This is a genomic window from Paludisphaera sp. (assembly GCF_037189885.1).
In the GTDB taxonomy this organism is placed as follows: domain Bacteria; phylum Planctomycetota; class Planctomycetia; order Isosphaerales; family Isosphaeraceae; genus Paludisphaera.
The window spans coordinates 29,221-55,658 of the sequence record NZ_JBBCIR010000058.1; the positions used below are offsets into that span (position 1 = coordinate 29,221).

The following is a 26,438-nucleotide window of genomic DNA, read 5'->3' on the forward strand; positions in this document are numbered from 1 at the left end:
CGGGACCGTCAGCCTGGGCCGTGTCCCGAAGTCCGGCACCCCGTGGGCGAGCCCCCCCTCATCTGACCGCTTCGCGGTCTGTCTTCCCCCACCAGGGGGGAAGAGCGTCTCCGACCATGCTCTCCAACGTCGATCAGGAGGTCCCTCCGTGTCCCAGACGACGCTCGACATGCCGGTGGTCGGCATGCACTGCGCCGCGTGCGCCGGCCGGATCGAGCGGGCGCTCGGGGCGGCGCCCGGCGTGGCGAACGCCGGGGTGAACTTCGCTTCCGCGCGGGCCACGGTGACGTTCGACCCCGCCGTCGTCACGCCGAAGGATCTCAAGGCCGTGGTCCAGGACCAGGGCTTCGACGCCCTGCTGCCGGACTCGGGCGAGGACGCCGCGAGCGAGGCGCGCGAGGCCGAATACCGCGCGTTGCGGGTCCGCTTCATCGTCGCGGCGGCCCTCACGGCGCCGCTGGTGTTCGTCGCGATGGCCGGGCACCTGATCCCGGGGCTGGAGCACGCCTTCGACTTCCCCGGCCGGGCCTGGGCGGAACTCGCCCTGGCGACCCCCGTCGTCTTCTGGTGCGGGCGCGACTTCCTCGTCGCCGCCTACCAAGCGGCGAGATGGCGCGCGGCCGACATGAACACGCTCGTGGCCATCGGCTCGCTGTCGGCCTACCTGTACAGCCTCGCCGCCACGCTCTCCCCCGGCTGGTTCGCCTCCGTCGGGGGCGGGGCGCACGACGGGGTCTATTACGAGGTCGCCGCGTCGATCGTCACGCTGATCCTGCTGGGGAACCTCCTCCAGGCCCGAGCCACGGCGCGGACCCACGGCGCCGTCGAGGCGCTGATGGGGCTGAGCCCGAAGACCGCCCGCGTCGTCCGCGAGGGCCGCGAGACGGAGACGCCGATCGACGACGTGCGCGTCGGCGACCTGGTCGTCGTGCGCCCCGGCGAGAAGATCCCCGTCGACGGCGAGGTCGAGGACGGCTCGTCCAACGTGGACGAGAGCATGCTCACCGGCGAGCCGATGCCGCGCGAGAAGGCCCCCGGAGACCCGGTCGTGGGGGGCACGCTCAACACCACCGGCTCGTTCCGCCTCCGCGCCACGAAGGTGGGCGCCGACACCGTCCTGCGCCAGATCGTCCGCATGGTGGAGCAGGCGCAGGGATCGAAGGCGCCCATCCAGCGCCTGGTGGACTCCGTCGCCGGGGTGTTCGTCCCGGTCGTGCTCGTGCTGGCGGTCCTCACGTTCGTCGCCTGGTTCAACCTCGCCCCGGCCGAGACCAGGCTGGCGCGGGCGACGCTCGCGTCGGTGGCGGTGCTCATCATCGCCTGCCCCTGCGCCCTGGGGCTCGCCACGCCCACGGCCATCATGGTCGGCACCGGCCGGGGGGCCCAGGCCGGCATCCTCATCAAGGGGGGCGAGGCCCTGGAGCGGGCGCGCCGCGTCGAGGTCGTGGTCCTGGACAAGACCGGCACCGTCACCGAGGGCAAGCCCACCGTCGCCGCCGTCGCCCCTTCCGCGGGGTTCTCGGAGGACGAAGTGTTGCGGCTGGCCGCGTCGGCCGAGCGCGGGTCGGAGCACCCGCTCGGCGCCGCGATGGTCCGCGAGGCGACGGCGCGCGGGCTGACGCTCGCCGACGCGACCGACTTCCGCGCGATCGCCGGCCACGGGATCGAGGCCGTCGTCGAGGGCCGCCGCGTCCTGGTCGGCAACGCCAGGCTCCTCCGCGGCTGCGGCGTCGAGCCGGACGAATCGACGCTCCCCGAGGTCGTCGCCACCGTCGCCCACGTCGCCGTCGACGGGGCCCACGCCGGCGCGATCGCCGTGGGCGACCGGGTCAAGCCGACGGCGCGCGACGCGATCCGACGGCTCCACGACCTGGGCATGGAAGTCGTCATGCTCACCGGCGACTCCGGGCGCGTGGCCCGCGCCGTGGCCGACGAGGTGGGCATCGACCGCGTCATCGCCGAGGTCCTCCCGGCCGACAAGGCCGACGCCGTCCGCTCGATCCAGGAGGGGGGCCGCGTGGTGGCGATGGTGGGCGACGGCATCAACGACGCCCCCGCGCTGGCCCGGGCCGACGTGGGCATTGCGATGGGCGCCGGGACCGACGTGGCCATCGAGGCGGCCGACGTGACCCTCGTCCGCGGCGACCTGCACGGCGTCCCCGACGCCATCGAGCTGTCCCGCGCCACGATGCGGACGGTCCGGCAGAACCTCTTCTTCGCGTTCGCCTACAACGTGATCGGCATCCCGATCGCCGCCGGGGCGCTCTACCCCTTCGCGGGCCGGATGCTCAGCCCGATCCTCGCCTCGGCGGCCATGGCCCTCTCCAGCGTCAGCGTCGTCGGCAACGCCCTGCGCCTGCGGGGCTCGACCATCCATCAAACTCGGGAGTGATCGCCCATGGATACGGCGCGGGTCCTGGTGACGGCTGGCGGGATCGCGCTCGCGGCCTTCATCGCCTGGTTCTTCTTCGGGCCGGCGAAGGAACGGCGTTTGCGTTAACCCTCCCGCGAGAGCGACGACCCCGGGGGCGTCCCCGAGGCCCGGTCGCCCGCGATCCACGAGGATGAATCACGATGAAGACCCGAACCGCTAAGCTCGCCGCCCTGGGCATGCTGCTGGCCCCGCTGGTCGCCCTGAACGTCGGCTGCGAGCGCGAGGGCCCGGCCGAGCGCGCCGGCGAGCGGATCGACCGCGCCGCGGACAACGCCGTGAACGCCCTCGACCCCCGCGGCCCCGCCGAGAAGGCCGGCGCCGCCGTCGACAACGCCGCCGATCGCGCCTCCGACGCCGTGAACCCGTGATCGATCCGCTTTGTGATGGCATTCGGGCCTACCGCTTGCCATCGCCGAGCGTACCTTCTCCCCTCGTGGGAGGTGGCCGAAGGCCGGATGAGGGGAACCCCGCCGGCCTTCGGTCGCGCGCCGACCCCCTCATCCACCCCTCCGGGGCACCTTCTCCCACGAGAGGAGGGCCGGGGCGCCAGATGCCATGTCGGCCGATCCGAGGCGACGGAACAGGAGTCACCGTTGTCATGACCGCGGACACGAAGCCGCTCGCCGAGATCACGGCGCGGGCCATCGAGATCCTCTCCCGCGAGTTGGGCCCGGCCGACACGCTCCGGTTCATCAACCAGTTCACGACCGGTTCCGGGAACTACACCGCCGAGCGTGACGCCTTGCCCGGGACGATGACGCTCGATGACATCATCGTCGAGATCAAGGAGTCGACCCCCCGGGACTTCGCCTAACACCGCGAGCGAGCGCCCTCCTACCCCGGCCCCAGCGCGCGGTCCAGGTTCACGGCGGCCCCGATGAGCGCGATGTGGGTGAAGGCCTGGGGGAAGTTCCCGAGGCCCTCGCCGCGCGAGCCGGTCTCCTCGGCGTAGAGGCCCAGGTGGCTGGCGTTGGCGAGCATGTGTTCGAACTTCACCCGGGCCTGGCGCAGGAGCTTCGGGTCGGACTTGCCGGCCAGGGCGAGCGCCTCCACCATCCAGAACGAGCACATGTTGAACGCGCCTTCCTCCCCCTCCAGGCCGTCGGGGCTCCGCGAGGGGTCGTAGCGGAAGATCAGGCTGTCGTAGGACAGCCCCCCCTCCTCCACCGGGCGTAGCATCGCCTTGATCGTGGCCAGCATCCGGGGGTCGTTCGGCGAGACGAAGCCGACCAGCGGCATGATCAGCGCCGAGGCGTCGAGCGCGTCGTCGCCATACGACTGCGCGAACGCCTCGCGCCCCGCGTCCCAGCCGTTGGCCATCAGGTCCTCATAGATGTCGTCGCGGGCCTTGATCCAGCGCGCGCGGTCGGCCGGCAGCGACCGCTTGTCGGCGATGCGCAGGGCGCGGTCGATGGCGACCCAGCACATGAGCTTCGAGGAGACGAAGTGCCTACGGCCGCTGCGCACCTCCCAGATCCCCTCGTCCTTCCGGTGCCAGTTGTCGCAGACGTACTCGGTGATGCGGGCCAGGTCGATCCACAGGTCGTAGGAGATGGGGACGCCGTGCTTGTCGTAGATGTAGACGGCGTCCATCAGCTCGCCGTACAGGTCGAGCTGGAGCTGCCCGGCGGCGCCGTTGCCGATCCGCACCGGCCGCGAGCCCCGGTAGCCGTCCAGGTGGCCCAGCTCGATTTCCGTCAGGTCGTGGCGGCCGTCGATGCCGTAGACCACCTGGAGCGGCGTCTCGCCGTGGGTCTCGTGGCAGCGTTGTTCGATCCAGTTGACGAACCGGCCCGCCTCGTCGGTGAAGCCGATCCGCATCAGGGCGTAGACGGTGAACGCGGCGTCGCGGATCCAGGTGTAGCGATAGTCCCAGTTCCGCCCGCCGCCGAGCTGCTCCGGCAGGCCGCACGTCGGCGCCGCGACGATCGCGCCGGTCGGCTCGTAGGTCAGCAGCTTCAGCGCCAGGGCCGACCGCCGGACGATCTCGCGCCAGCGGCCGGAGTAGGCGCAGGCGGACACCCAGCGCCGCCAGTATTCGAGCGTGGCCTCGAACATCCTGGTCGCCTCGGCCGTCCCGAACGCGTCGCCCCTGGGCTCGCGCAGGATGAAGACGGCCGTCTCGCCCGGCTTGAGCGTGAAGTCGGCCGCGACGCCGTCGTCGTGGGCCGTCAGCAGCGCCGACCCGGCCAGCTCGATCGAGAACTCGGGCCCCTCGAAGACCGCCGACGCCCCCTCGACCCGCGTCTCGTGGCGGGCGCGGGCGTAGTCGAAGGCCGGCATGCATTCGAGCCGGAACGGCATCTCCCCCCGGATCGCGTGGACCATGCGCACCAGCGAGGGGGTGCCGGGATCATGCCCGTTGCCGTCGTCGCCGTGGCCCTCGCCGTGGCCGACCGGCATGAAGTCCGTGACCTCGGCGACCGCGTCGTCGGACATGAACCGCGTCAGCAGGATGTTCGTGTCGGGCCAGTAGAGCTGCTTGCGCGCCGCGTGCGGGCAGCTGGGCGCGACGCGGAACGAGCCCCCCTTCGCGTCGTCCAGGATCGAGCCGAAGACGCTCGGCGAGTCGAACCGCGGATAGCATAGCCAGTCGATCGACCCGTCCATCCCCACGAGGGCCGCCGTGCGCATGTCCCCGATGAGCCCGTAATCTTCGATCGGTCGATACCCCATCGCGTCCCTCCTCGGTGCGTGGGTGACGCTCAGCAAACCACGCGCCGGCCCGCCCGACGGGGAATGTCGAAGATAAGCATCCATTGGATGAATGACCGTTGGTCGGGCGGCGCGACCCGGACACGCGGGCGACTTCGCCGGTTAAACCGCTTATTCTCGAATTGCCCCTTGCATTCCCCTCGTGGCATCACGAAACTCACAAACCGCGCCGCAACCGACACGTTTATGATGCTCTTAACCGACTTTGTTCAGCATGCGATTTCTTGTCGGGCAGGATCGGCTCTCGACCGCGCGGCCCTACCTCGGACGGGAAATCTCCGGCGCTGACAGTCGGCGGCGATGCTCGGCGGCGGCCGCGGGTCGGGCCATGGTCGCGGGGGCACCCCGTCGATCGCCCCGCGTTCGCGTCGGCCCAGGTCGGATCTGACCCGGAGGGGGCTCGGCCGGATCGGCGAGTGTACCGGCCCGGAGGAGTCCATCGAGCGGAGGAGCGAACGATGCGACGATCCTGGCGGATTCTGTCGGGGCTGGCCCTGCTCGCGATGGCGGTCGCCGGCCCGGGCGAGGCCAAGGCCGAGATCTTGATCTTCGAGGGCACGGAGATCCTGGGGGCGAATTCGACCATCGGGGGCGTCGCGCTGGGGGCCGAGGCGCTCGTCACCTATCGGGCCCGATTCGACTCGACGGCGGACCTGGATCCCGACGAGGGCTCCGGGGGCTATCTCGCGGACGTCTCCTTCGAGATCGAGGGGCACGGCGCCTACCAGAGCGCCCCCGGGGCGTCGCTCTACGTCGTCCTGGGCGTCCAGGGGGGGTCTACCAGGCCGGGCTGTCCGCGACGCCCTTCAACTCGGACGGCGGGTTCTCCAAATTCTTCGTCTCGACGAGCGCCCCGTTCTCTCCCGACGCCCCCACGCCGGCGACCTTGAGCGGCGTGGTCTCATGGGGGGGCGGGACGCCCTTCATCATCCCCCTGGCCGGGGGGGCGGGCGAACTCTCCTACAGCTTCGCCGACGGCGTCGAGGAGGGGCCGGCGACGTTCCAGGCGGCACCGGTCCCCGAGCCGTCGACGCTCACGCTGGCCCTCCTCGGCGCGGCGATGGGGCTGGGGTCCCGGACGTGGCGCGGGGCGGTCGGGCGGGGCAAGGCCCCCGCTCCCCGGTCTTCCGTCCGCGCGTCCGACGGCTGACGCCGCCTCCACGGCCGATGCTCGCTCGCCCGCCGTTCGCCTGGACTCCCGGCCGGGCGGCGGGGACAATGGGCCCATGCGGCCCATGCCGCGGGATCCCCAAGCGAGGAGCAATGATGCCGAAGATCGTCCTTTTGCGCCACGGCGAGAGCATCTGGAACAAGGAGAACCTGTTCACCGGCTGGTACGACGTCGACCTGTCGGAGCAGGGCAGGGTCGAGGCCAAGCGGGCCGGCGAGGCGCTCAAGGCCGAGGGCTTCACCTTCGACGTCGCCTTCACCTCGGTCCTCAAGCGGGCCATCCGCACCCTCTGGATGACGCTCGACGAGCTGGACCTCATGTGGATCCCGGTCGTCAAGTCGTGGAAGCTCAACGAGCGCCACTACGGGGCGCTCCAGGGGCTGAACAAGGCCCAGACCGCCGCCAAGTACGGCGACGAGCAGGTCCTCGTCTGGCGCCGCAGCTACGACACCCCGCCCCCGGCCCTGGAGGAGACCGACGACCGCTACCCCGGCGCCGACCCCCGCTACAAGGGCCTGACCGCCGCCGAGCTGCCGAAGACGGAGTGCCTCAAGGACACCGTCGAGCGCGTCGTCCCCTACTGGAACGACACCATCGCCCCGGCGATCAAGTCCGGCAAGAACGTCATCATCGCCGCCCACGGCAACAGCCTGCGCGCCCTGGTGAAGTACCTGGACAACATCTCCGACGAGGAGATCGTCGGCCTGAACATCCCCACCGGCGTCCCCCTCGTCTACGAGCTGGACGACGACCTCAGGCCGATCAAGCACTACTACCTCGGCGACCAGGACGAGATCGCCAAAAAGGCCGCCGCCGTCGCCGCCCAGGGCAAGGCGAAGTAAGGGGCCGTCGACGCAAATCACAACGCCCTTCCCCCCTGGTGGGGGAAGGTGGCCCGAAGGGCCGGATGAGGGGGGGACGAGCGAGACGACTTGCGAATTCGGAAGGGCCCTCCGCCGGCCGACAGCCCGGGCCTTGTCCCGAACACCGGCGCTCCCCGGGCAAGCTCCCCCTCATCTGACTCCTTCGGAGTCTGTCTTCCCCCACCAGGGGGGAAGACCGTCGCCGTCCCGAGTCCCTCGGGATGGGCGCGGCGCTCACTCTCCCCACCGGGCCACCCGCTCCCAGGGGGGCCTGATCCACGGATGCCTCCAGGACCTCCGGCCGCCGTCCCGGGGGGAATTGCCCCCCACCTCGTACACCCGCGTCTTGCCGAACGTCGCCACCTGGCGCGCGTCCTCGGGGCGCTCGGCGACGTAGCGCTCCAGAGGCGATGGCGCCGCGTTCAGGTATGGGTCGGCGTCGATCAATATGTAACCGACGCCATGCCGGCGGATCGTCGCGGCCACGTCGTCGGGGTCGGCGTCGAGGTCGCCGGGGCGCTCCGCGGTCGCGACCTCGAGCGCCTTGCGGCCGGACCGCAGGAAGACCTCGCCGGGATGACGGGTGAGGACGGGTCCACGCCGCGGCGCCGAGCGCAGCCAGGCGCACGCGGCGTCCAGGTCGGGCTGGCGCTCGGCGCGGGCGCGACGCCCCGACGTGGCGATCGACGTGGCCGCGTAGGGGACCGTCGCGACGAGGACCAGGAGCGTCGCCATCCGTCGCGCCCCCCGCCGGCGCAATCCGAGCCGACGCCCGATCGCCGCCATCCCCTCGACCGCGCCGACGATCAGCGCGGGGAGCAGCGGGACCAGGAACCGGCCGGCCTCGGTATACGGCCAGGAGAGCAGCATCCCCAGCGTCGACAGGGCGACCAGCCCCGCGAGCCGTCGCCTACGGTCGCGCAGCGTCGACACCAGGCCGAGCAGCACGACCGTCGAGACGACCGCCGCCCACGCCGTCGCCCCCCACCGCAGCGCCGGCGACCGCGCGAAGACCGTCGCCACCTCCACCACCGGGGCCGTCAACTGATCCGGGATCCGCTCCATGTAGAAGAGCGACTGACGCGGCAAGGTCGCGGGGAGGTCGTCGACCGCCCGCCACAACAGGCCCGCCTGGGTGCGCGAGGGCTCCTCCCGGGCCACCTGGGCCGACCAGGCGAGCCAGGGCGCGAGCGTCGTCGCGAACGCCACGGCCGCCCCCGCCAGCGCCCGGCGATTCCCCCGCGAGCCCAGCTCGACCGCCATCGCCGCCGCCAGCGCCAGCCCCGCCTGCCGCGTCAGGCACGCCGCCCCCAGCGTGAGCCCCACGAGGGCGCCACGTCGCCAGGCCCCGCGCGGCCGTCGCGAGGCCGCCGCCAGCACGGCCAGCCATCCCAGCAGGTGGAACAGCGGCTCCGACCGGATGCCCACCCCCGCCCTGTCCCACGACCAGTTGACCGCCAGGGCCAGCCCGAGCATCAGCGACGACCGCCGCGAGTACATCGCGCGGAACCACAACCACGCGGCGACCGTCGCGCCGACGTTGCAGACGATCGACGCCACGCGGGCCGAGCGCGGGGAGACCCCCGTCGCGCCCCAGACCGCCGCCAGCAGCGCCGGATATCCGGGGGGGAAGTGCGCGTGCCGGGGCTCGTCGGGGTGGTCGATCGCCCGATACCCCTCCCCCTCCAGCAGCGATCGGGCCAGGACCGCGTACCCCGCGCCGTCCCCCCTCGGCGGCGCGTCCATGTCGGCCTGCGAGAGCATCGCCGCCGCCGCGACCAGCGCCACGATCGCCCCGTCGAACCGCCGCCACGACCTCATCGTCGAGCCTCCGCGCCTCATCGCGGCGAAGCCCCCTTCGTTGTGGCGCGGGCGGGACGCCCGCGCCACAATAGGGCCTCGATATTCGCCCTCCCGATTGGACCCACACCCGCCGGCCGGGGCAAGGGGTCGGACGGCTGGCATGGAATCTGCATCAATTCGGGGGCATCGACCGGCGCCCGACCGTCGCCGGGGTCTTCCCGAGGAGCCCGTGATCCATGAGTACCGGCCCGATCGACCCGACCACGCCCGTCGAGACGCCCGAGGCCCTGACGGCCGCCGACGTCATGATGCCCGCCTCGCGCACCTGTTCGCCGTTCAGCACGGTGACCGAGGCCGTCATGTTCTTCAAGGACCAGGACACCGACGTCATCCCGGTCGTCGACGAGGGGAAGCCGATCGGCGTCGTGGTCGACCGCGACGTCGCCCTCGCCGTGGGCGACGCGGACGCCGGCGCCCTGCCGGAACGCCCCGTCACCGAGATCATGGTGACCGACTTCCCGACCGTCTCCATCGACGCGCCCGTCGACCAGGTCCTCCAGGCGATGTCGGCCGCCGGCTCGCGACTGGCGCTGGTGGTCGACGGCGAGGAGCTGCTCTCCGGCCTCATCTTCTGGGCCGAGCTGGCCCGCCGCCTCTGCCTCGACGAGACGAGCCTACCCGGGACGATCGCCCCGGCCCCCGCCGACGGAGCGAGCCAACCGTGAACAAGATCGACGTCGACGAGATCCGCCGCCAGATGGCCCTGATCCGCCGCGAGATGCACGCCGACGTCTCCAACGTCGTCGAGGACGTCGGCGAGGCCCTAGACTGGCGCGCGCCCATCCGCAACCACCCGTACATCGCCATCGGCGTCGGCCTCGTGGCGGGATTCTTCCTCGTCCCGCGCAAGAAGAAGTCGAAGGCCCGTCGCTTGCAAGAGACCCTGGAGGAGCTGCCGCCGGAGGCGCTCGCCAGGACCGCGCCGCGGCTGGCGGCGGCCTTCTCCCGGCCGGAGCCCGTCCGGGTCGTGAAGGCGGATCCCCCCAAGCCGCTGGGGCGTCGGCTCCTGGGCTGGGGGATCGGGATGGCCTGGCCCCTGGTCAGCCAGGCGGCCCAGTCCTACGCGGCCATGTGGCTGGAAGACCAGCTCAAGCAGCAGATGAACCCGAACCGCAAGCCCCCCGCCGACCTCTTCCCGCCCGCGACGGCGGGACGCCCCGGCGGGGCCTACGACGCCGCGACCGCGCGGGCCTCCCGCCGGGGGGCCTGACCGTCGGCCGTCGGCGACACCTCAAGAGCAAAGGAGCATCGCCATGGGTTCCCAGATGTTCGGCGGATGGACCGGCAGCGCCCGGGGATCGATGCACGACGCCCGCGAGGCCGTCGGCGAGATGGGCGAGAACGTCGCCCACCGCGCCCGCGAGGCCTACGGCGACGTGGCCGGGCGCGCCCGCGACGCCTACGAGAACGCCAGCGATTACATCGACCCCTATCGCCAGACGTTCGAGGACGCCATCGTCTCACACCCGGTGAAGGCCGTCGCCGCGTCGCTAGCCGTGGGGGTCCTCCTCGGATGGCTCATCAAGCGTTCCTGAACCCGGGCTTCCGCGCCGCGAACGCGGGCCGCCACTTCGCCCGCCCGGGCGACGGGCTGATCGACAACATCAGCTCCGTCGGCGGCGACATCGCGGCGCTGGCCTCCCTGCAATCCCAGCTCGCCGCGGCCGACGCCCGCCAGAGCCTGACCAAGGCCATCCCCGCCGTCGCGGGCCTGGTCGTGGCCGTGCTCCTGGCCGTCGCCGGCACCGTCGCGATCATCGGCGGCCTGGCCCTCTGGATCGCCGAGAAGTTCCACCTGGAAACCTCGGTCGCGCTGATGCTCACCGGCCTCGGCGCCCTGGTCCTCGTCGCGCTGCTGGGCGTGATCTCCGTCCGGCTCCTCCTATCCAGCGCCACCACCTTCCGGCGCTCCATCGAGGAACTCCAGCGCAACATCGCCTGGATCAAGACGACCCTCGCCCACAGCGGACGCTGAGACGAGCCGCGTCGATCCGACGGTTATCCCCGAGACGCCGCGGCCCGCGAGGGTCGGCGGCGTCTCGGCGTTTGGACAAGGCGCGCCCGCTCGCGAGCCGCCGCGAGAATCCAGCTTGAATCCCCCTTCTCCCCTCGTGGGCGAAGGTGCCCCGGAGGGGCGGATGAGGGGGGCGCGACCGAGAGGCGTCCGCTGAGAGTCCCTCGCGGGCCGGGGGACGCGAGGCCGGTCGCCCCCGCATCCGGCCTACGGCCACCTTCTCCCACGAGGGGAGAAGGGAGGATGGACGGCTCCTCGGCGTTACTTTCGACGGACCACCACGAGCGGAGAAGGTGGCACATCAACTTCGTGTCGTCCATCCGGCATCCATCTGGCGGACGAACGCCACGATCCCCCTCGTCACCGCGTCGACATCGATCATCACGTCTTCATTCGTGTAACGCAACACGGTCAGCCCTCGGCGCTCCAGTTCGCGCTGTCGGGCCATGTCGGATTCGGCGACGTGCTCGTGATAGTCCCCGTCGATCTCCAGGACGAGTTTGTGCGAGGCGTCGAAGAAGTCCAGGACGAACGGCCCCATCGGGACCTGGCGGCGGAACTTCAGGCCGTCGCATCGCCTGGACCGCAGCGCCGCCCAGAGGAGGCGCTCCGCGGGCGTCATGTCGCGGCGTAGCCGACGTGCCCGGTCTACGATCCGAAGGGGCCTTTCCTCGGGAGTCGGCGGCTGGCTGTTGGTCACGGTCGATGGCCCCCGGTCGCGCGCCCCCTCATCCGGCCTTTCAGGCCACCTTCTCCCACGAGGGGAGAAGGGAGACGCTTGAAGGAAGAATACGCGCGGAGCCTTACGCCCCCCGTCACCCCCGGATCGCCCGCAGGTAGCGGTCGGCCGAGCGCCGGACGACCTCCTTGCCGCCGGTGGGGATGACGCCCTTGCCGCGGACGACGAACGCGCCGTAGACGCGGTCGTACTCCAGCGGCTCCAGGCATGCCATGACGTGCTTGATCGTCGACGCGTTGAGCGGGATGAAGTTGGGATAGCTCCACATGAAGCTGACCTGCTTCGGGTCCATGCAGATCTGCGGCTGGTCGCCGGCCATGAGCGCGCCCTTGCCTTCCGCTCCGGCGGGCCAGAGGAGGACCTGGTAGCCCTCGAAGTGGCCCCCGGTGCGGATCAGGGGCAGCCCGCCGAGGATCTCCTGGCGCTCGCCGCTCCAGAACTTGACGCAGGGATCCGGCCGCATCACCCAGGGGCGCTCGGCCTCGTGGATGTGGATGGGGACGCCGCCGAAGGCCCGGCTCCACTCGACCATCGTCGTGTAGTAGTGCGGGTGCGAGATCGCGATCTCGGCGATCCCCCCCAGCTCCTTGACCCGCGCGACCGTCGCGTCGTCGATCAGCCCGACGCAGTCCCACAGCACGTTGCCCGCCGGCGTGCGGATCAGGAACGCGCGCTGGCCGATGCCCAGCCTGGGCTCGGTGTTGATCGAGTGGAGGTTCTCCTCCTCTTGCTTGATGACGTTCTTGTGCGTCCGGTGGAGCTGGACGAGCGTCGTCCACTCCTGCCCGTCCGGCCCGACGTACTGCCGCTCATCCTCGCAGATCGGGCAATGCTCCGGCGGCTTCTCGGACTCCGGGTACTGCGTGCCGCAGGTGACGCACAGATAAGCGACCATTCCCCCATCCTCCCCCTTCGCGTCCACCGCCGACAGGCCCGCCAGCGCCGCCGCCGCGATCGACCCGTCGCGCATGAACTCCCGCCGGGATCGTGCCCCTCGCATGTCGCCCCCTCCCTCGGCCAGTAATCGTCAGCCCCGGAAGGCGATCGTACACCGACGGCGGGCGCCGGTCACGCGGCGAGCGCGAGACGCGCGTCCCCTCTCCCCCCGGGAGAGGGTGGCCCGGAGGGCCGGGTGAGGGCCGTTGGATTGTCGAGATAGCGGCGATTCAAAGTTCGCGCGGCCGGCGCTATCTCCGCAGCGCGTCGACCCTCACCGCGCCGCTGGCGCGGCCGCCCTCTCCCGGGGGGGGAGGGGACAGACTCGGGCCAGTCGCCCTCTTCTTTGTGGGGCGGGCTTCCCACGCCTGCTCCGCGGCTTATACACCGCGACGCGGCCCGAGCCTCCTCATTTTCCGTCCCAATCCGTTCATCTTTCGTTGAATTTTCGTCGCAAACCCGGATTCGTAGACATCGGTCCTCGTGAAGGGCATCACGAACGCATCTCAGGGGAGAGGCAGGCACCGCATGACGACCGAGGCCAGGGCGCGGACGAACCGGGAGAACGCGCGGAAGTCGACCGGACCGAAGACGGAGGCCGGCAAGGCGCGCTGCCGGCTCAACGCGCTGAAGCACGGCCGGCGGTCGAAGGCGGTCGCCGCGCCGGTGCTGCCGCAGGAGGACGCCGCCGAGTTGGGCCGGCGGATCCAGGACTGGATCGAGTCGTACCAGGCCGTCGGCGCGGTGGAGATCGACCTCGTCACCCGCGCGGCCAAGGCGTCGTGGGCGCTCGACCGGGCCGAACGCCACGAGACGGCGCTGCTCGCCCGCCGCGTCCGTCGCGCCGTGGTCAGCGCCCGCGCGCGGCGCGCGGCGAAGGTCTGCGACCTGGGCCGCAAGCTCCTGTACATGGCCGGCAGGCGGATCGTCCCCGGATCCGGCCCCGACTGGGCCGACGACCCGGCGGCGTTCGTCGCCGAGCTGAAGACCATCCCCGAGGGCGCCGGCTGGCTCCGCGACCGCTGGGGCGAGATCCGCTGCCTCATCCTGGCCGACGAACCCTGGACATATCTCGACCAGTTCAAGTTCATCCGCCTGATGGGCAAGCAGCCCTTCGACGGGATCGACGACCCGGCGCTCAACGCGGTCTTCCTCGCCTGGGAAGCCATCGAAGAAGGCTGGGGCGTCCGCTTCTGGAAGATGATGCAGGAGCACACCCCCTACGACGACCCGGCCTTCAGCGCCTGGCGGCTCTGGCGGGCCATCGCCCCCAGGCCGGCCGACAAGGAATCGGGCGTCGCCCACCTGCTGGCCGTCGTGGCCGCCGAGATCGAGCGCCTCGACGCCCGGATCGCCGAGTTGGAGGCCGCCGACGGTGACGACGCCGTCGAGACCGCCGAACGCGCCTCGTTCTCCCCCGGCGACGACGCCGAACGCCTCCGCCGCTTCCAGGCCTGCCGCTCGCGCGAACTCATGCGCACCCTCGACACCCTCAACCGCCTCCGCAAGGAGGCCGCCGCCCGCGAGAAGGATAAGGAGAAGGACAGGGACAAGAAGCCCGCCAAGCCCCCCGCCGGCAAGCCCGGCCCCGCGTCCCCCCCCTGCCCCCCTCCCTCGGCCATCGACCCGGACGACCGGCCCGAGGCGTCGACGACCCACGAGCCCGAGCCCCGGCCGGCCCCCACGCCGGCCCCCGAGCCAGTGCCCGTCGAGACCCCGGAGACGCCGGCGCCCGGCGCGGCCGAACACGTCGCGGCCGAGCCCGCCCCCGCGCCGGCCGTCAGGCGCAAGCCCGCCGCGCGGAAGTCGACGGCCCCGGCGACCAGGCCGGCCCCCGTGGCCGTCGCGATCGACCCGGACGAGGCGCTGCCGGCGTTCCGGGTCGACCCGGCGTTCGGCGACTCCCTCGCCCCCTACGGGCCCGACTCGGCCGCCATCCGCCTCCTGAGCGGATCCCGCCGCGCGGTTTCGCGGGCGAATCGCGCGAACGAAGCCAAGGCGACCGCCGCGAAAGTCGTTTCCAGGGAGGAACTTGCGTGGTCCCGATGCAATCCCTTCCCGCGCGAACGGACCCAGCCGGCCGACCCCGGCCTGAGGCGCAAGGTGGAGGCGGCGTGCTCCGGCCTGGGAAAGAAAAAGGCCGACGGCCCGAGAGGGTTGCTCTCGTGCCGCCGGCCGGGCGATGGCTCGTGCTCCGGGGAGTCGGTCAGCTCGGCTTCCGCCGCATCCGAGCGAACGGCGACCCGTCAAGCGAGTCGATCGCGGTGCTGATCGGGTCGGCCGCCGAGGGCGGGGCGACCGGGGCCGGCGCCGAGGCGACGATCGCCCGGGCCAGGGCCGGCGCCGGCGCCGAGGCGCGGGCCGCCTGGGCCACGGGCCGGGCGAACCGGCCGAGGGCCGGCGTCCGGAGCCGCGGCGCGGGCTTGATCTCGAACCGGGTCGAGGCGATCGGCGTCGTCGACCCGTCGGCCCCCTCCGAGGAGGCGACCAGCGTGTACTTGCCGAGCCGGAACCCGGCCGGGAGCTGGAAGGTGTACGAGCCGGCGGCGTCCGCCGTCGCCACGCCCACCCGCCTCGCGCCCCTCGGCCCCGCGGCGTTCACCGCCAGGGCCACCGTCGTCCCCGGCGTGGCCGTCCCGACGAACACCGGCCGGCGGGCGCCGGACGGGCCCGACTCCGCCACCCCCAGCGTCGGCAAGAAGGAGGCCGCCCCATGGGAGGCGCCGCCCACGTCGCCGGTCGAGGGGGCCGCGGTCGCGGCCGCGGCCAGGGCCGCCGGGTCGATCGCCAGGGCGGCGATCTCGGTCGTCGTGAAGCCCGAGCCGGAGCCCCGCATCGGCAGCGGCGAGACGCCGCCCCGCAGCTCGGCGGCCGAGAGCGTCCGGTACGCCAGCGGCGCTCCCACCGGGACGACCGCCCCGGTGACGGCGCCCGGGAACCGGGCGATGATCGCGTCCACGCCGTTGGACTGGCGCTGGTCGTTCTTCACCAGGAAGTTGCCGACGCTCGGCCGGTACACGACCGGCAGGTCCCAGCCCACGCCGGCGTAGTCGCCCGAGGCGGGGATGTCGCCGGGGCGGAAGACGGCCGTCCGCGGGTAGGGCGAGTTCGGCAGGCGCTCGATCGTGAAGACGCCCGTCGCCGGGTTGAAGACGGCCGGGGTCATCCGGTACTTCTGCCCCAGCCAGCGGTACGCCAGGTTCTCGAAGTAGCCCGGCACCGGGATCTGGTTGGGCGCCATCGTGGCGATCACGTCGGAGGTGCCCGTGTCGCGGTCGTACACCAGGAACTGCCCGGTGCCCGGCCGGTAGACGGCCGCCTGGTCGTAGCCCTTGCCGAGGAAGTCGCCCGTCAGCGGGTAGTCGCCGGTTTGCCCGAAGCTGAACGTCCGGAACCCGCCCCCCGCGCTGGTCATCCGCCACTCGCCGACGCCGTCGCGGACCTCGAAGATGCCGTACTGCGTCGCGCCCGCCCCGTCGAAGTTCCCGACCAGCGGGAGCGAGTTGGGGCCGGCGCCGAAGGCGAACGACAGGTTGCCGCCGCCGGACATGGCGACCGACCACGTCTGCGACGAGCGGTTGAACGACGCCAGGTCCTCGCGGCCGTCGGCGTCGAAGTCGCCGACCATCGGGACCTCCGCGGCGCCGCCGACCGAGGCGCCGTTCTGGTACCAGGTGGAGACGTAGGTCGGCGGGGTGAGCCAGCCGTACCACAGGCCCCGGTCGGCCGTGGTGTTGCGGACCAGCAGCGTCCCCTGCGCCAGCGACATCGACGAGGAGCCGCCGTGGTCGCGGGCGTTGCCGCTGAAGTCCAGCGCGGTCGTGACGATCGTGACCGTCAGCGGGGCGGCAGCGCCGGGGGCGAGGTTCCCCGCGGGGTCGACGGCCGTGGCCGTCAGGGTGATGACGCCGTTGTCCAGCGACAGCGGGAGCTGGACCGAGAAGTTGCCCTGCGCGTCGGCCCTCGCCTGGGCGATGATCGGCCCGCTGGGGTTCGTCCCGTCGGCGCGATAGATCCGGACCGTCGAGCCGCCGTTGGCCGCCCCCACCGAGCCGGTGAAGACCGGCTTGCGGATGTTGGTGATGCCGTCGCCGACGATCCCCGAGTCGTAGCCCGGGTTGAGGGCGAGGGTCGGCGCGGCCGTCGGCGCCTGGGTCTTGATCCGCACCACGGTGATCGGGCTGAACGGGGAGTTGCCGTGCGAGTTGGTCGCCGCGGCGGCCACCCGGTACGTCCCGTCGGGCAGCCGGTTGCCGTTGATGTCGGCCAGCGGCAGCGAGAACGCGCCGTTGGCGTCGCTGGTCGTCGCCGGGCTGGGGTGCCAGGTGGCGCCGCCGTCGCCCGAGTAGAACAGCCGGACCGCCACGTTGCGGGACGTGATCCCGAGCATGTCGGGGATCGCGTGGCTGGTGTAGTTCTCCGACGGGACCAGGCCGGTGTTGTCCGCGGGGTCGAGCCGCAGCGTCGGCGTGATCGGGACGGTCGGCGGCTGGAGGTTCGCGTCCAGCGTGAGGGTGATCGTCACCTCGTTGCCGACCGAGCCGGTGTCGTCGGTGGCCTGGATCCTCAGCACCTTCGTCCCGTTGGTCGTGAAGGCGTCGTCGGGGATCTGGATGTTGAAGTCGCCGTTGATGTCCGTCCAGTTGGCCCGGACGTTCGTCCCGGCGACGTTGGCCGGGTTGAAGCCGGCGACGACCCGGCCGTCGGTCACGCTGTAGATCGTGATCCGGGTGGCGTTGTTGAACCCGCTCGCCATGCTCAGGCCGGAGATCCCGAAGGACGCCGTTCTGACGATGGGCGTGCCGTCCGGGGCGATGCCGGAGACGTTCGCCGGGTTGACCCGCGCCGTGCCGGGGAGGATCAGCGGCGCCATGCGGATGGCGTAGGCGCCGCGGCCCCAGGTGGTGGCGTACAGGACGTTCGGGTCGTTGGGCAGCAGGTGCGGGTTGGGGGCGTAGGGGTCCAGCTTGCCCATCAGGTCCGGGACGCCGGTGGCCGGGTTGATGTCGCCCAGCGACAGGTCGAGGTCGGTGATCGTGGCCCGCGGGAGCAGGCCCCCTCGGACCTGGGCGCCGTCGACGTCCTGGTTCGGGAAGGGCGCCCAGGTCAGGCCGTTGTCGAGCGAGCGGAAGACCCCCGCGTTGCCGGCGACGTACAGGACCGGGTGCCGGCCGGCGCCGGTCGGGTCGCCCTGCGCGTTGGGGATCGAGTACCGCCAGTCGACCGCCATGGCCGAGAGGGCCAGGGTCTGCCGGAGCGGGTCGGCGTCGCTCAGCGAGTAGGTCTCGCCGAAGATCGAGAACGACAGCCCGCGGAGGTTGCCCGTGATCGGGACCCACGTCGCGTCCGCCGCGGCGGAGTCGGCGATGCGGTAGACCCCCTCCGCCGTGACGGCGTAGGCCGAGCGGTCGCCGCGGGTCGGGCTGGGGACGATCCGCTGGATCGCCGAGCCGTCGAGCCCGGCGGAGACCTCGCGCCACTCGTTGCCCAGGCCGCCGCCGCCGGTCTGGGTCATGAAGATCCGGCCGCCGACCGTCCCGACGTACATGAAGTTGCCGAGGTCGCCCACCGTGGCGCCGGGCTGGGGCGCCCCGTAGGCCAGCGCCTCGCTGTAGTTGCCGGGGCTGCCGAAGGTCCCCGGGGCGCCGATCTCGAACCAGTTCGCCCCCCGGTCGGTGCTGGAGTAGATCCGGCCGGTCGCCGAGCTGATGACGATCTGGTCGCCGCTCACCGGGTTGACGGCGAAGGTCGCCCCCGACGTGGCGTTCCACTGGGCCAGGTCGCCGGCGCCGAGGAACAGGCCGAAGGTGCTGCCGACGTGGTTGACGCGGAAGAACGTCGTCTCCAGGTTGGTCGGCATCGTGCCCGACTGGAACGCCTGGTAGAGCGTCCCCGAGCCCTGGGGGTCGACCGCCACGCCGCCGGCGTTGACGCCCTCCATCGTCGGCGGGAAGACCGGGAACCGGGTGGGCGCCCAGCTCAGGTCGCCGTTGTCGAGGATGCCGCCGCCGGAGAACTGCGACTGGTCGTTGCTGCTGGCGTAGAACAGCGCCCGGTCGTAGTTCAGGTGGGAGGCCAGCGCCCGGGCGCTGGGCTGGACGGCCCCGTAGTAGAACTGGCCGATCGCCAGGTTGCCGTTGCGGTTCGCCCCCGGCGCGGGGGCCGTGCCGACGTTCTCGCCGGCGAGCATCCGGCCGTCGTCGTCCAGGACGCTCCAGACGCCGCGGTTGGTGCCGTAGATCAGCCGGGTCATCCCCGTCATCGGGTCGATCATGGCGACCAGCCGCTGATACGTCGGCGACTGGCCCTGGCCGATCGGCGGGTCGAACGGGGTCCAGCGGACGCCGGCGCCGTTGTTGGTGAGCTGGTTGAGGTTGTTGACGAAGCGGGTGCCCGGGGCGGCGAACGGGTCGTTCGGGTCGCGGATGTAGTTCAGGAACCCCGGCGGGTCGTTCGCCACCGGGAGGACCGTGCTGGGCCGGGAGTCGACGCGGTTGCCCGGCGTGACGGGGCCCGTGGACTGCCAGTCGCTCAGGCCGTCGCCCGAGATGGCCGAGTAGAGCGTCAGGTTGTACGCGTCCCAGATCCGGGTGGCGTCCAGCCGCATGATCGCCGAGGTGGACTGGTCGTGCGCCCCGCCGAGGTAGACGACGTTGGGGTCGGCCGGGTCGACCTCCAGGCTGAGGGCCTGGCCCGCGGTCGTCAGGTCGTAGTCGAAGACGTAGAGGCCGACGTTGTTGTCCGGGTTGGCGAACGCCGTCCCGTCGGCCCTCGGCGCGTTCGGGAAGCGGACCTGCACCCAGTTCTGGCCGAAGTCCTTCGTCATGTACAGGCCGCGGAGCCCGCCGCCGCCGTCGCCGACGGCCGCGTAGAGCCAGCCGGCGTAGAGCAGGTCCTGGTTCGCGTTGCCGGTCAGGGCCGGCTTGCCCAGGATGACCCTACCGCCGGCGCCCATCGGCCCGGGGCCGATCGTCGCCACGCCGACGGGCCTGTCGTCGAACACGTCGATCAGCAGCGGGTTGCCGACGTTGCCGCTCAGCGGGTTCCAGTTCTGGCCCCGGTTCGGGCTGAGGTAGACCCCCTCGTTGGCGAAGCCCGCGTAGAGCCTCAGCAGGTTGGGGTCGGTGCCGCCGCCGGTGTTGCTGGTCGGGTCGAGGACCACGTCGGTGGCCTGCCCCGCCCGCATCAGCGTCCAGTGGTCGCCCGTGTCGGTGCTCCGCCACAGGCCGCCGTTGGGCCCGGTCAGCGCCGCGTAGATGATGACCTGGCCCTGGAGGGTCAGCCTGGGGTCGACCACCACCTTGTAGACGCTCGCGCCGACGAAGGCGCGGTCGCGGGACGCGGAGTTCAGCGGCAGCGGCATGCCGGAGGCGTCGACGTTGGTCGTGCTGTCCAGCAGCTTCCAGGTGGCGCCGCCGTCCATCGACATCAGGAACCCGACCCCGTTGCCCCCCAGCGCCACGTTGCCGGTCGCGGCGATCACGATCGACTGCCGCGGGTCGTTGTTGCGCGGGAAGACGGTGATCGCGCCGATGTTCAGGCCGGCGGCCGGGCCGAAGTCGGTCAGCGGGATGTAGGTCGGGCCGCCGGGGTCGTCGGTCAGGAAGTTGGTCGTCTTCCAGACGCCGCCGCTGGCCCCGCCGATGTAGAAGGTGTTGCCCGTCGGGTCGGACGGGTCCTGCGCGATCGCCGTCACCTGGCCGGCCGAGCCGGTCGTGGCGCCGGGCAGGACCGAGGCCGCGCCGACGGAGGTCCAGGTGTTGTGCGACAGGGCGTTCGCCACGTCGGTCTGGAAGACGCGGAAGCTCAGGCTCGTCTGGTCGGCGACCGCCTCGCCCAGCCCGGAGGTCGGCAGCGGCTTCTGGAACAGGAGCGTCCAGCTCGACAGCAAGGCCGAGGCGCCGGGCTCGGTCCCCTCGATCGTCAGCTCCCAGTCGCCCCCCGAGGTCGCGCCCTCGAACCCGCCGCTGAGTAGCGGCAGCAGCGGGTTGAACGAGGCGCCGGTGTACGGCGGCGACGCCTGGCTGATCGGCGTGGCGGCCCGGTCGTCGAAGATGACGTTCGTGAACCCGCCGGAGTTCGTCCCCTGCACCAGGCTCGCGAACAGGACGACCGACACGCCGTTGTGCGTCAGCGTCGCCCGCAGCTTGCTCACGTCCGGCGAGGAGAGGCTCAGCAGCAGCCGGAGGCCCGAGACCCCCGCCGTGGTCGTCGTCCCCTGCACGATGAAGTTGTCGGGGACCTGGACCGTCGACGTCAGCGCCCCGCCGGCCAGCGGCTGGTTGACGACGCCCGAGCCGTAGCTCACCGCCGCGACCGGCACCCGGTCCGCGTCGCCGCGACGGACGTCGAGCCCGGCGTTGAGGCTCCGGTCGAGCCGCTGGCCGTTGACGTCGGTGATGTCCGATCCGAGCTGGACCGTGTACGTCCCGCTCAGCACCTGCGTCGGGAAGTGGATCCGGAACGTCGAGGCGACCTGCTGGCCACCGGCCGTCGTCGGCGAGACGGGCTCGACGCGGATCGTCGGCGTGGCGCCCAGCGACCAGCCGGTCAGCGTGCCGACCGTGCGCGCCGCCGTGTTGATCACCCGCAGCGTCCACGTCCCCTGGATCGAGGCGCCGGCGAGCGCCGACAGCGAGCCCGTCGCCGGCCGGAACGATCCGGTGTAGGGGGCCGTCCCGTTGGTGATCGACCGCGCGGCCGCGTCGTCGAACACCGTGTTCGTCAGGTCCGCCCCCCGCAGCCCGCCGGCCGCGACCAGCGGCACCGTGGCGCCGGTCGGGGAGACCAGCTCCAGGCTCAGCCCGGCCAGGGTCGGGAACGTCGCGCTGACGGTCACCGTCAGGTCGGAGGCGACGAACGTCGACCCGAAGTACGACGGCACCGTGAGCGTCGACTCCAGGATCCCGGGCACGGTCGCCGACGCCGGCGCGGGGATCGCCCGGCCGCCCCGGTCCGCCTGGAAGTACTGCCTCCCGGTCAGCGACCCGGTCGGCCCCATGAGCCGGAGCACGTCGGCCGGCGTGAAGGTGGCCGCGCGGATCGGCCGGTCGAAGGTGACCGACAGGTAGCTGGTCGACTTGTTGAGGACCAGGTTCTCGGGCGACCCCCCGTCGTTCTCGGCCCCGGAGGCGATCGCGTGCGCGCCCGGCAGGATGATGGGGAGGCTCGTCGCCGCGATCCTGGAGCCGAGGATCTGCGCCACCAGCGAGCCCGGCGTCGCGGGGCCGCCGGCCGCGTTGGACCAGGTCTGGAAGACGCGGGCCAGCTCGGGCGTCGAGAAGTAGTCGCCCGGCGTGTAGCCCTGCATCAGGTCGCCCGACGGCCTCGTCAGCGGGTCCTGCCCCGCCACGCCGTCGGCGTCCTGGTCCATCAGGTTGCCGGACCTCGTCCCGCCGACGAGGCCGCCGGGCACGGTGCGCACCCGGTCGCCGACCTCGGGCCGGATCACGTAGCTATAGGTGCCGACCGCCGTCCCGGTCGGGAACGTCACCAGGAACCGCGTGTAGCCGAACCCGGGGACCAGGCTGGCGGCCACCGGCGTCACCGACGTCGCCGCGATCTCGATGTACGGGTCGGAGTTGGAGGTCCCGCGGTAGTAGACCTTCACGTCCTCCGCCGTGAATGTCGGGGCGAACCCCGGCGCGTCGATCGGCCGGTCGAACTCCACGATGAACGAGTTCACCGACACGCCGGCGCTGGTGTCGACCGGCCCCTTCGTGCCGTCGATCGCCCGCGGGCCGGCGGCGATCGTCATCCGCGCGACGTACGTCCGCAGCGGGTCGCCCCAGATGGCGTTGGCGCTGTTGAGGTGCGACCGGTTCAGGTTGCCCGCCCAGGCCATGTAGACCTGGCCGCCCCCGACCGCCAGGCCCATCTGCGTCCCGTACCCGAAGGCCGCGGGGCTGGGCTCCTGGAGTCGCAGGTTGTCCCCCGCCGGGTTGAGGTTCACCGTCTGGCGGGTGATGGGGTCGAAGGAGGACTGCGACGGGTTGGCGTGCGACTGCTCGCTGAACGTGGCGCCGCCGTCGATGCTCGCCGCGACGTACACCGCCGTCCGCGCCCGCGCCGGGTCGTGCCGGGCGTCGCGCCACGACATCACCACCGAGCCGGTCGTCTGGTCGACGGCCACCTGGGGGAGGAACTGGGGACGGCCGGTGACCGGGCCCCGCTGGGGGTCGGCGTTGGCGCCGCTGAAGCCGTCGGTCGCGCCGTCGTCGTCGTTGACGATCCCGCGGGGGGTCCAGGTCCGGCCGCCGTCGTCCGACGTGACGAGGTAGATGTCGGTGTTGTCGCCCGGGTTCCGCACCCCGGCGACCTCGATCGCCCGGAAGCCGGTGTAGGTGACGTAGATCCGCCCCTGGTGCTGGCTGAACGAGCCCAGCGTGTTGTCCTGCGCCGCGTCGATCCCGGGGCCGATCCCCTGGATCCCGGCCGCGAACGCGATGCGGGAGTACATCCCGTTCTGGCTGCCGCGCACCTGGGTCGTGGCGACCGTCTCCGCCGAGCCGTCGGCGACCACGCCGTCGGTGAACGTCAGCGAGAGGTTCCGGAGCTGGGACAGCAGCGCCGTGTCCGACGTCCCGATGTTGCCGTAGGCCGTGAACCGCAGCGTCCAGGTCCCGGTCAGCTGGGCGGCCGTCGACCCGTTGAACTTCGCCAGGCCGTTGGCGTTGCCGTTGCGCTGGGCCTCGGTGCGATAGTGGCCCGTGTAGCCCGTCCCGGCGCCGGCGCGGTCGTTGATGCTCCGCGGGGCCGCGTCGTCGAACGTCGACCCGACGATCCCGTAGGCCGTCTCGTTCCGGTTGAAGGCGCCGACGATCCCGAGGTTCTTCCCCGTCACGCCGAACGTGTAGTCGTTCGGCGGGGCCTGGCCGTTGACCCCCTGGGCGTTGGAGAACAGCAGGACCGACCGGCCGTCGGGAGCGATCAGCTCGGCGCGGAGCCAGGCCATGTTCTCCTGCTGGAGGGTCATGTTGACCGTCAGCTTGGCCAGCGCCCCGAACGCCCCCCCGAACGAGACCGGGATGGCGAAGTCGGTCGTCTGCTCGCCGAACGGCGCCGCGGACCCGGTGGCGTTGGCGATCGCCCCGGTCGCCCCCGGCATCGTGTACGTGTGCGCCCCGGAGACCGCGTTGGACTGGATCAGGTCCGGGATGACGTCGGTGTTGCCGGCGTTGGCGCCGTCGCGCCCGAAGTTGTCCCAGATCACCGTGGCGCCGCCGCCGGCGTTGGCCGCCGCCTGCGCCGCGGGGCCCGCCTTCCCCTGCCCCACCACGATCTTGGGCGTGGCGAGCGCGAAGACGCCCCCCTGCCCGGTCCAGCGCGACTGGTTGTTCGCCTGGGTCGCGCCGCTGAAGGTCAGGCCGCCGTCGGACGACGTGACCACCTGGATCGAGTTGGGGTTCCAGATCGACCCTTCCTGGTTGAAGACGCCCGTCGGCCGCGCCTCGCTCGTGCTCCAGCCGACCCAGACGTTCCCGGCGTAGGGGTTGGTCTGGACGTGCCCGGTCTCCGGATCCTGGAAGAACGGCAGGTTGTCGTCGACCGTCAGCGTCGGGTTGAACACCTGGTCGACGACGTACTGGCGGACCACCCGGTCGCCCCCGTCCTGGACCGGCGCCCCCACCCCCTCGCCGCTCCCCTGGAAGCTGAACTTCCTCAGCACCAGCGCGCCGGAGGTGTTCAGGTCGTTGTTGGCCTGCCGCACCAGCACGTAGATGTTGTGCTGGTTGTCGAAGGCGACCTGCGGGTCGAGCGTCTGCCTGTAGTCCGTGTTGATGCCGGGGCCCGGCTTGATGGTCGGGTCGGTCCGCACGCTGGGGGCGATCGAGGTCCCCAGGGAGTTCCAGGTCTTGCCGCCGTCGTTGGAGTACGCCCCCTCGACGCGGGTCGTGTTGCCCGGCGCCAGGTCCGGGTCGTTCCGGGTCCAGACCGAGACCAGGTGCCACGGGTTGTAGCGGTCCACCGCCACCGTCGGGCTGCTCACGTTCCCGCCCGCCCGGTTGATCGCGTTCTCGACGAACTGGCCGGCCTGGGGCGCGGGCAGGACCGCCAGCAGCGTCCTCGCCTCCAGCCACTCCAGGGCGCAACGGCGGAGATGCTTCCGGCGGACCTTCTTCAGCCGGGCGTCGAGGCGAAGGCCTTTGCGAAGGCCACGAGAGGCGACGTCCGTTGCACCCGTGCGCATGACCAAGTCTCCAGATCTCAGTTGTTCATCCCGACCCCCCGGTGGTTCCCCGGCGGGGAGGATTCGCCTTCGCTTCGGCGACGCTATGTGACGGTTTTTGGGCCTGCCCGGCTCTTCCCAGTCGACTCAAGGGGCGAATCTGAGATGAATCGGGAAAACATGCCGGCTCGACTGACCAGAGTCAAACTTCCTAAAGATCCCTACCCCCCGCCCCGCCCGCCCAACTCAACACGTCTCGCCCGACCGCTACCATCCCACCCAATAATCAACGCACCCGCCATCATCGATATCATGCATCATTGCCGTCAAGTGTTCGGCCATGTTTTTCAACCCTCCCCTGCCCCGCCCCTCCTCGGGCCCGCCTCCTTCGGTCGCCCCCTCAAGCCCCCGTCTCGCGTCGCCAGCCCGTCGATTCGCCGGGCAACCCCCCGGCATGTTGGGACCTTGCGGCCCGCGCAACCTTGAGAGCAATTCACCACGGCATCAAGGCGGCGCCATCAGCATGACGCGTTGGTGCATCAACAGGCAAGGACGCACAGCCTCCTGGATACCTATTTGCCCTGAAACCAACTCGCCGAGGCACCTTGGCAACTTGATGCCTTGGAGCCAAGCCACCGACATCTCCATTTCACCAGGCGGCAATAAATCCATTGGCCCAGGCAGCTTGGCGGCATGGCCACCTTGATCGCCGGGTTTCATGGACCATTGTTGCCTGGGTCGCCGTGTGTCCTGGGAGCTTGACGCCTTGACGACTTGCCACCTTGACGCCATTTCACTAAGGGAGTAGGCGTCGTCGGGCGGGCCACATGGCCCCGATTCCAGGCGGGCCATCCATCAAGGCCCGCGAGCGGCCCGGCCGCGTCGGCATCTTGGGACCAAGGTTCCAAGCCACCCTGTAACCAAGGCAACAAGTCGCCGCTATCGCCTTGACGACTCCATGGGCTTGTCCTCAAGTCTCAAGCACTGCATGCCATGCCAGGCGACTTGCCACCAAGGTTTATTGGCGACTTGTCGACCGAGTTGACTTGCGTTCAAGTCACATCGTCGACCATGCTCCCCAGGTCGCGACGTGATCTTGACGGCTTGGCGGCAAGTCTTACGATGCCGCCACGGCCCGCGAGCAACCGGGGAGCTAGGTTCCCTCAGGACAATGGTCCCTTGGCCGCGATTCCGCCGAGGCCCCTTGAAAGCTGGGAGCATCAATCACCAGGAAACCAAGTTGCCAAGGCGTCCTGGCAGCCGCGGCGCATTGGCGATCGATGTTCCTTGGCCCCAACATGCCATGGCCAACTGGCGCCTTGGCCGTTAATAAGCCATGGAACATTGGCAACTCGGCGTCTTGCCGGCTTGGTTTCCTTGATTCCGAGGTCTTGAAGGCCACGATGTTCCAAGGCTCCTTGTTGACTTGGTTTCCAGGCGACTTATTCGCCATGGCGTCAAGCGACCTGTCGTCCCAGTTCCCGGTGGCTCAAGCCACCTTGTTGGAAGATGCCTCAAGGCATCAATAGCCCTT

16 protein-coding genes are annotated in these 26,438 nt (G+C 71.4%); 11 read left to right on the top strand and 5 right to left on the bottom strand.

What is annotated here, in order from left to right; translation table 11 throughout:
• Nucleotides 1-148 precede the first annotated feature (148 nt).
• The 3 genes from WG209_RS16790 (at nucleotide 149) to WG209_RS16800 (ending at nucleotide 3,248) form a co-directional block, all read left to right on the top strand.
• Entirely contained in the window at nucleotides 149-2,392 is a 2,244-nt protein-coding gene (locus WG209_RS16790) for a heavy metal translocating P-type ATPase (protein ID WP_337176228.1), read from the top strand.
• A gap of 182 nt (nucleotides 2,393-2,574) precedes the next feature.
• Nucleotides 2,575-2,802 carry a hypothetical protein gene (locus WG209_RS16795; RefSeq protein ID WP_337176229.1) on the top strand — a complete coding sequence of 76 codons (228 nt, stop codon included), beginning with the start codon at nucleotides 2,575-2,577 and terminating at the stop codon, nucleotides 2,800-2,802.
• Nucleotides 2,803-3,032: 230 nt separating this feature from the next.
• On the top strand, nucleotides 3,033-3,248 hold the full coding sequence (locus WG209_RS16800; RefSeq protein WP_337176230.1) for a hypothetical protein: 216 nt from the start codon (nucleotides 3,033-3,035) through the stop codon (nucleotides 3,246-3,248).
• A 20-nt stretch (nucleotides 3,249-3,268) separates the two neighbouring features.
• On the opposite strand, the gene WG209_RS16805 is transcribed toward WG209_RS16800, so the two are convergent.
• Nucleotides 3,269-5,110: a glycoside hydrolase family 15 protein gene (locus WG209_RS16805; protein ID WP_337176231.1), complete on the bottom strand. Its 1,842-nt coding sequence runs from the start codon at nucleotides 5,108-5,110 to the stop codon at nucleotides 3,269-3,271.
• A 497-nt stretch (nucleotides 5,111-5,607) separates the two neighbouring features.
• Here WG209_RS16805 and WG209_RS16810 point away from each other — a divergent pair, with 497 nt between their 5' ends.
• The 3 genes from WG209_RS16810 to gpmA all read left to right on the top strand — a co-directional run bounded on the left by WG209_RS16810 (nucleotide 5,608) and on the right by gpmA (nucleotide 7,162).
• Entirely contained in the window at nucleotides 5,608-6,039 is a 432-nt protein-coding gene (locus WG209_RS16810; protein ID WP_337176232.1) for a hypothetical protein, read from the top strand.
• Nucleotides 6,040-6,044: 5 nt separating this feature from the next.
• Nucleotides 6,045-6,299 carry a PEP-CTERM sorting domain-containing protein gene (locus WG209_RS16815; RefSeq protein WP_337176233.1) on the top strand — a complete coding sequence of 85 codons (255 nt, stop codon included), beginning with the start codon at nucleotides 6,045-6,047 and terminating at the stop codon, nucleotides 6,297-6,299.
• 116 nt (nucleotides 6,300-6,415) lie between these two features.
• The gene (gpmA, locus tag WG209_RS16820; protein WP_337176234.1) at nucleotides 6,416-7,162 is read left to right on the top strand and encodes a 2,3-diphosphoglycerate-dependent phosphoglycerate mutase; all 747 of its coding nucleotides are present in this window, start codon (nucleotides 6,416-6,418) and stop codon (nucleotides 7,160-7,162) included.
• A 255-nt stretch (nucleotides 7,163-7,417) separates the two neighbouring features.
• Here the strand turns inward: gpmA and WG209_RS16825 are convergent, their stop codons facing one another.
• Nucleotides 7,418-9,004 carry a hypothetical protein gene (locus tag WG209_RS16825; protein WP_337176235.1) on the bottom strand — a complete coding sequence of 529 codons (1,587 nt, stop codon included), beginning with the start codon at nucleotides 9,002-9,004 and terminating at the stop codon, nucleotides 7,418-7,420.
• Nucleotides 9,005-9,222: 218 nt separating this feature from the next.
• On the opposite strand from WG209_RS16825, the gene WG209_RS16830 reads away from it, so the two are divergent.
• From WG209_RS16830 to WG209_RS16845, 4 genes are read left to right on the top strand one after another with little or no spacing between them, the layout of a single operon-like run.
• A complete protein-coding gene (locus WG209_RS16830; protein WP_337176236.1) occupies nucleotides 9,223-9,711 on the top strand; it encodes a CBS domain-containing protein in 489 nt (162 codons plus the stop codon).
• Nucleotides 9,708-10,256 (top strand): hypothetical protein, encoded by a 549-nt coding sequence (locus WG209_RS16835; RefSeq protein ID WP_337176237.1) that lies wholly within the window; start codon nucleotides 9,708-9,710, stop codon nucleotides 10,254-10,256. The genes WG209_RS16830 and WG209_RS16835 overlap by 4 nt, the downstream gene beginning before the upstream one ends.
• Before the next feature lie 43 nt (nucleotides 10,257-10,299).
• Nucleotides 10,300-10,581, top strand: a complete 282-nt coding sequence (locus WG209_RS16840) for a hypothetical protein (protein ID WP_337176238.1) — start codon at nucleotides 10,300-10,302, stop codon at nucleotides 10,579-10,581.
• A complete protein-coding gene (locus WG209_RS16845) occupies nucleotides 10,560-11,021 on the top strand; it encodes a phage holin family protein (protein WP_337176239.1) in 462 nt (153 codons plus the stop codon). The genes WG209_RS16840 and WG209_RS16845 overlap by 22 nt, the downstream gene beginning before the upstream one ends.
• A 340-nt stretch (nucleotides 11,022-11,361) precedes the next feature.
• On the opposite strand, the gene WG209_RS16850 is transcribed toward WG209_RS16845, so the two are convergent.
• On the bottom strand, nucleotides 11,362-11,760 hold the full coding sequence (locus WG209_RS16850; RefSeq protein WP_337176240.1) for a DUF559 domain-containing protein: 399 nt from the start codon (nucleotides 11,758-11,760) through the stop codon (nucleotides 11,362-11,364).
• 115 nt (nucleotides 11,761-11,875) lie between these two features.
• Nucleotides 11,876-12,799, bottom strand: coding sequence for an MBL fold metallo-hydrolase (locus WG209_RS16855; RefSeq protein ID WP_337176241.1), 924 nt, complete (start codon nucleotides 12,797-12,799; stop codon nucleotides 11,876-11,878).
• 464 nt (nucleotides 12,800-13,263) lie between these two features.
• Here WG209_RS16855 and WG209_RS16860 point away from each other — a divergent pair, with 464 nt between their 5' ends.
• On the top strand, nucleotides 13,264-15,006 hold the full coding sequence (locus WG209_RS16860) for a hypothetical protein (RefSeq protein WP_337176242.1): 1,743 nt from the start codon (nucleotides 13,264-13,266) through the stop codon (nucleotides 15,004-15,006).
• Here the strand turns inward: WG209_RS16860 and WG209_RS16865 are convergent.
• On the bottom strand, nucleotides 14,942-24,925 hold the full coding sequence (locus tag WG209_RS16865) for an Ig-like domain-containing protein (RefSeq protein ID WP_337176243.1): 9,984 nt from the start codon (nucleotides 24,923-24,925) through the stop codon (nucleotides 14,942-14,944). The genes WG209_RS16860 and WG209_RS16865 overlap by 65 nt on opposite strands.
• Nucleotides 24,926-26,438: the final 1,513 nt, after the last annotated feature.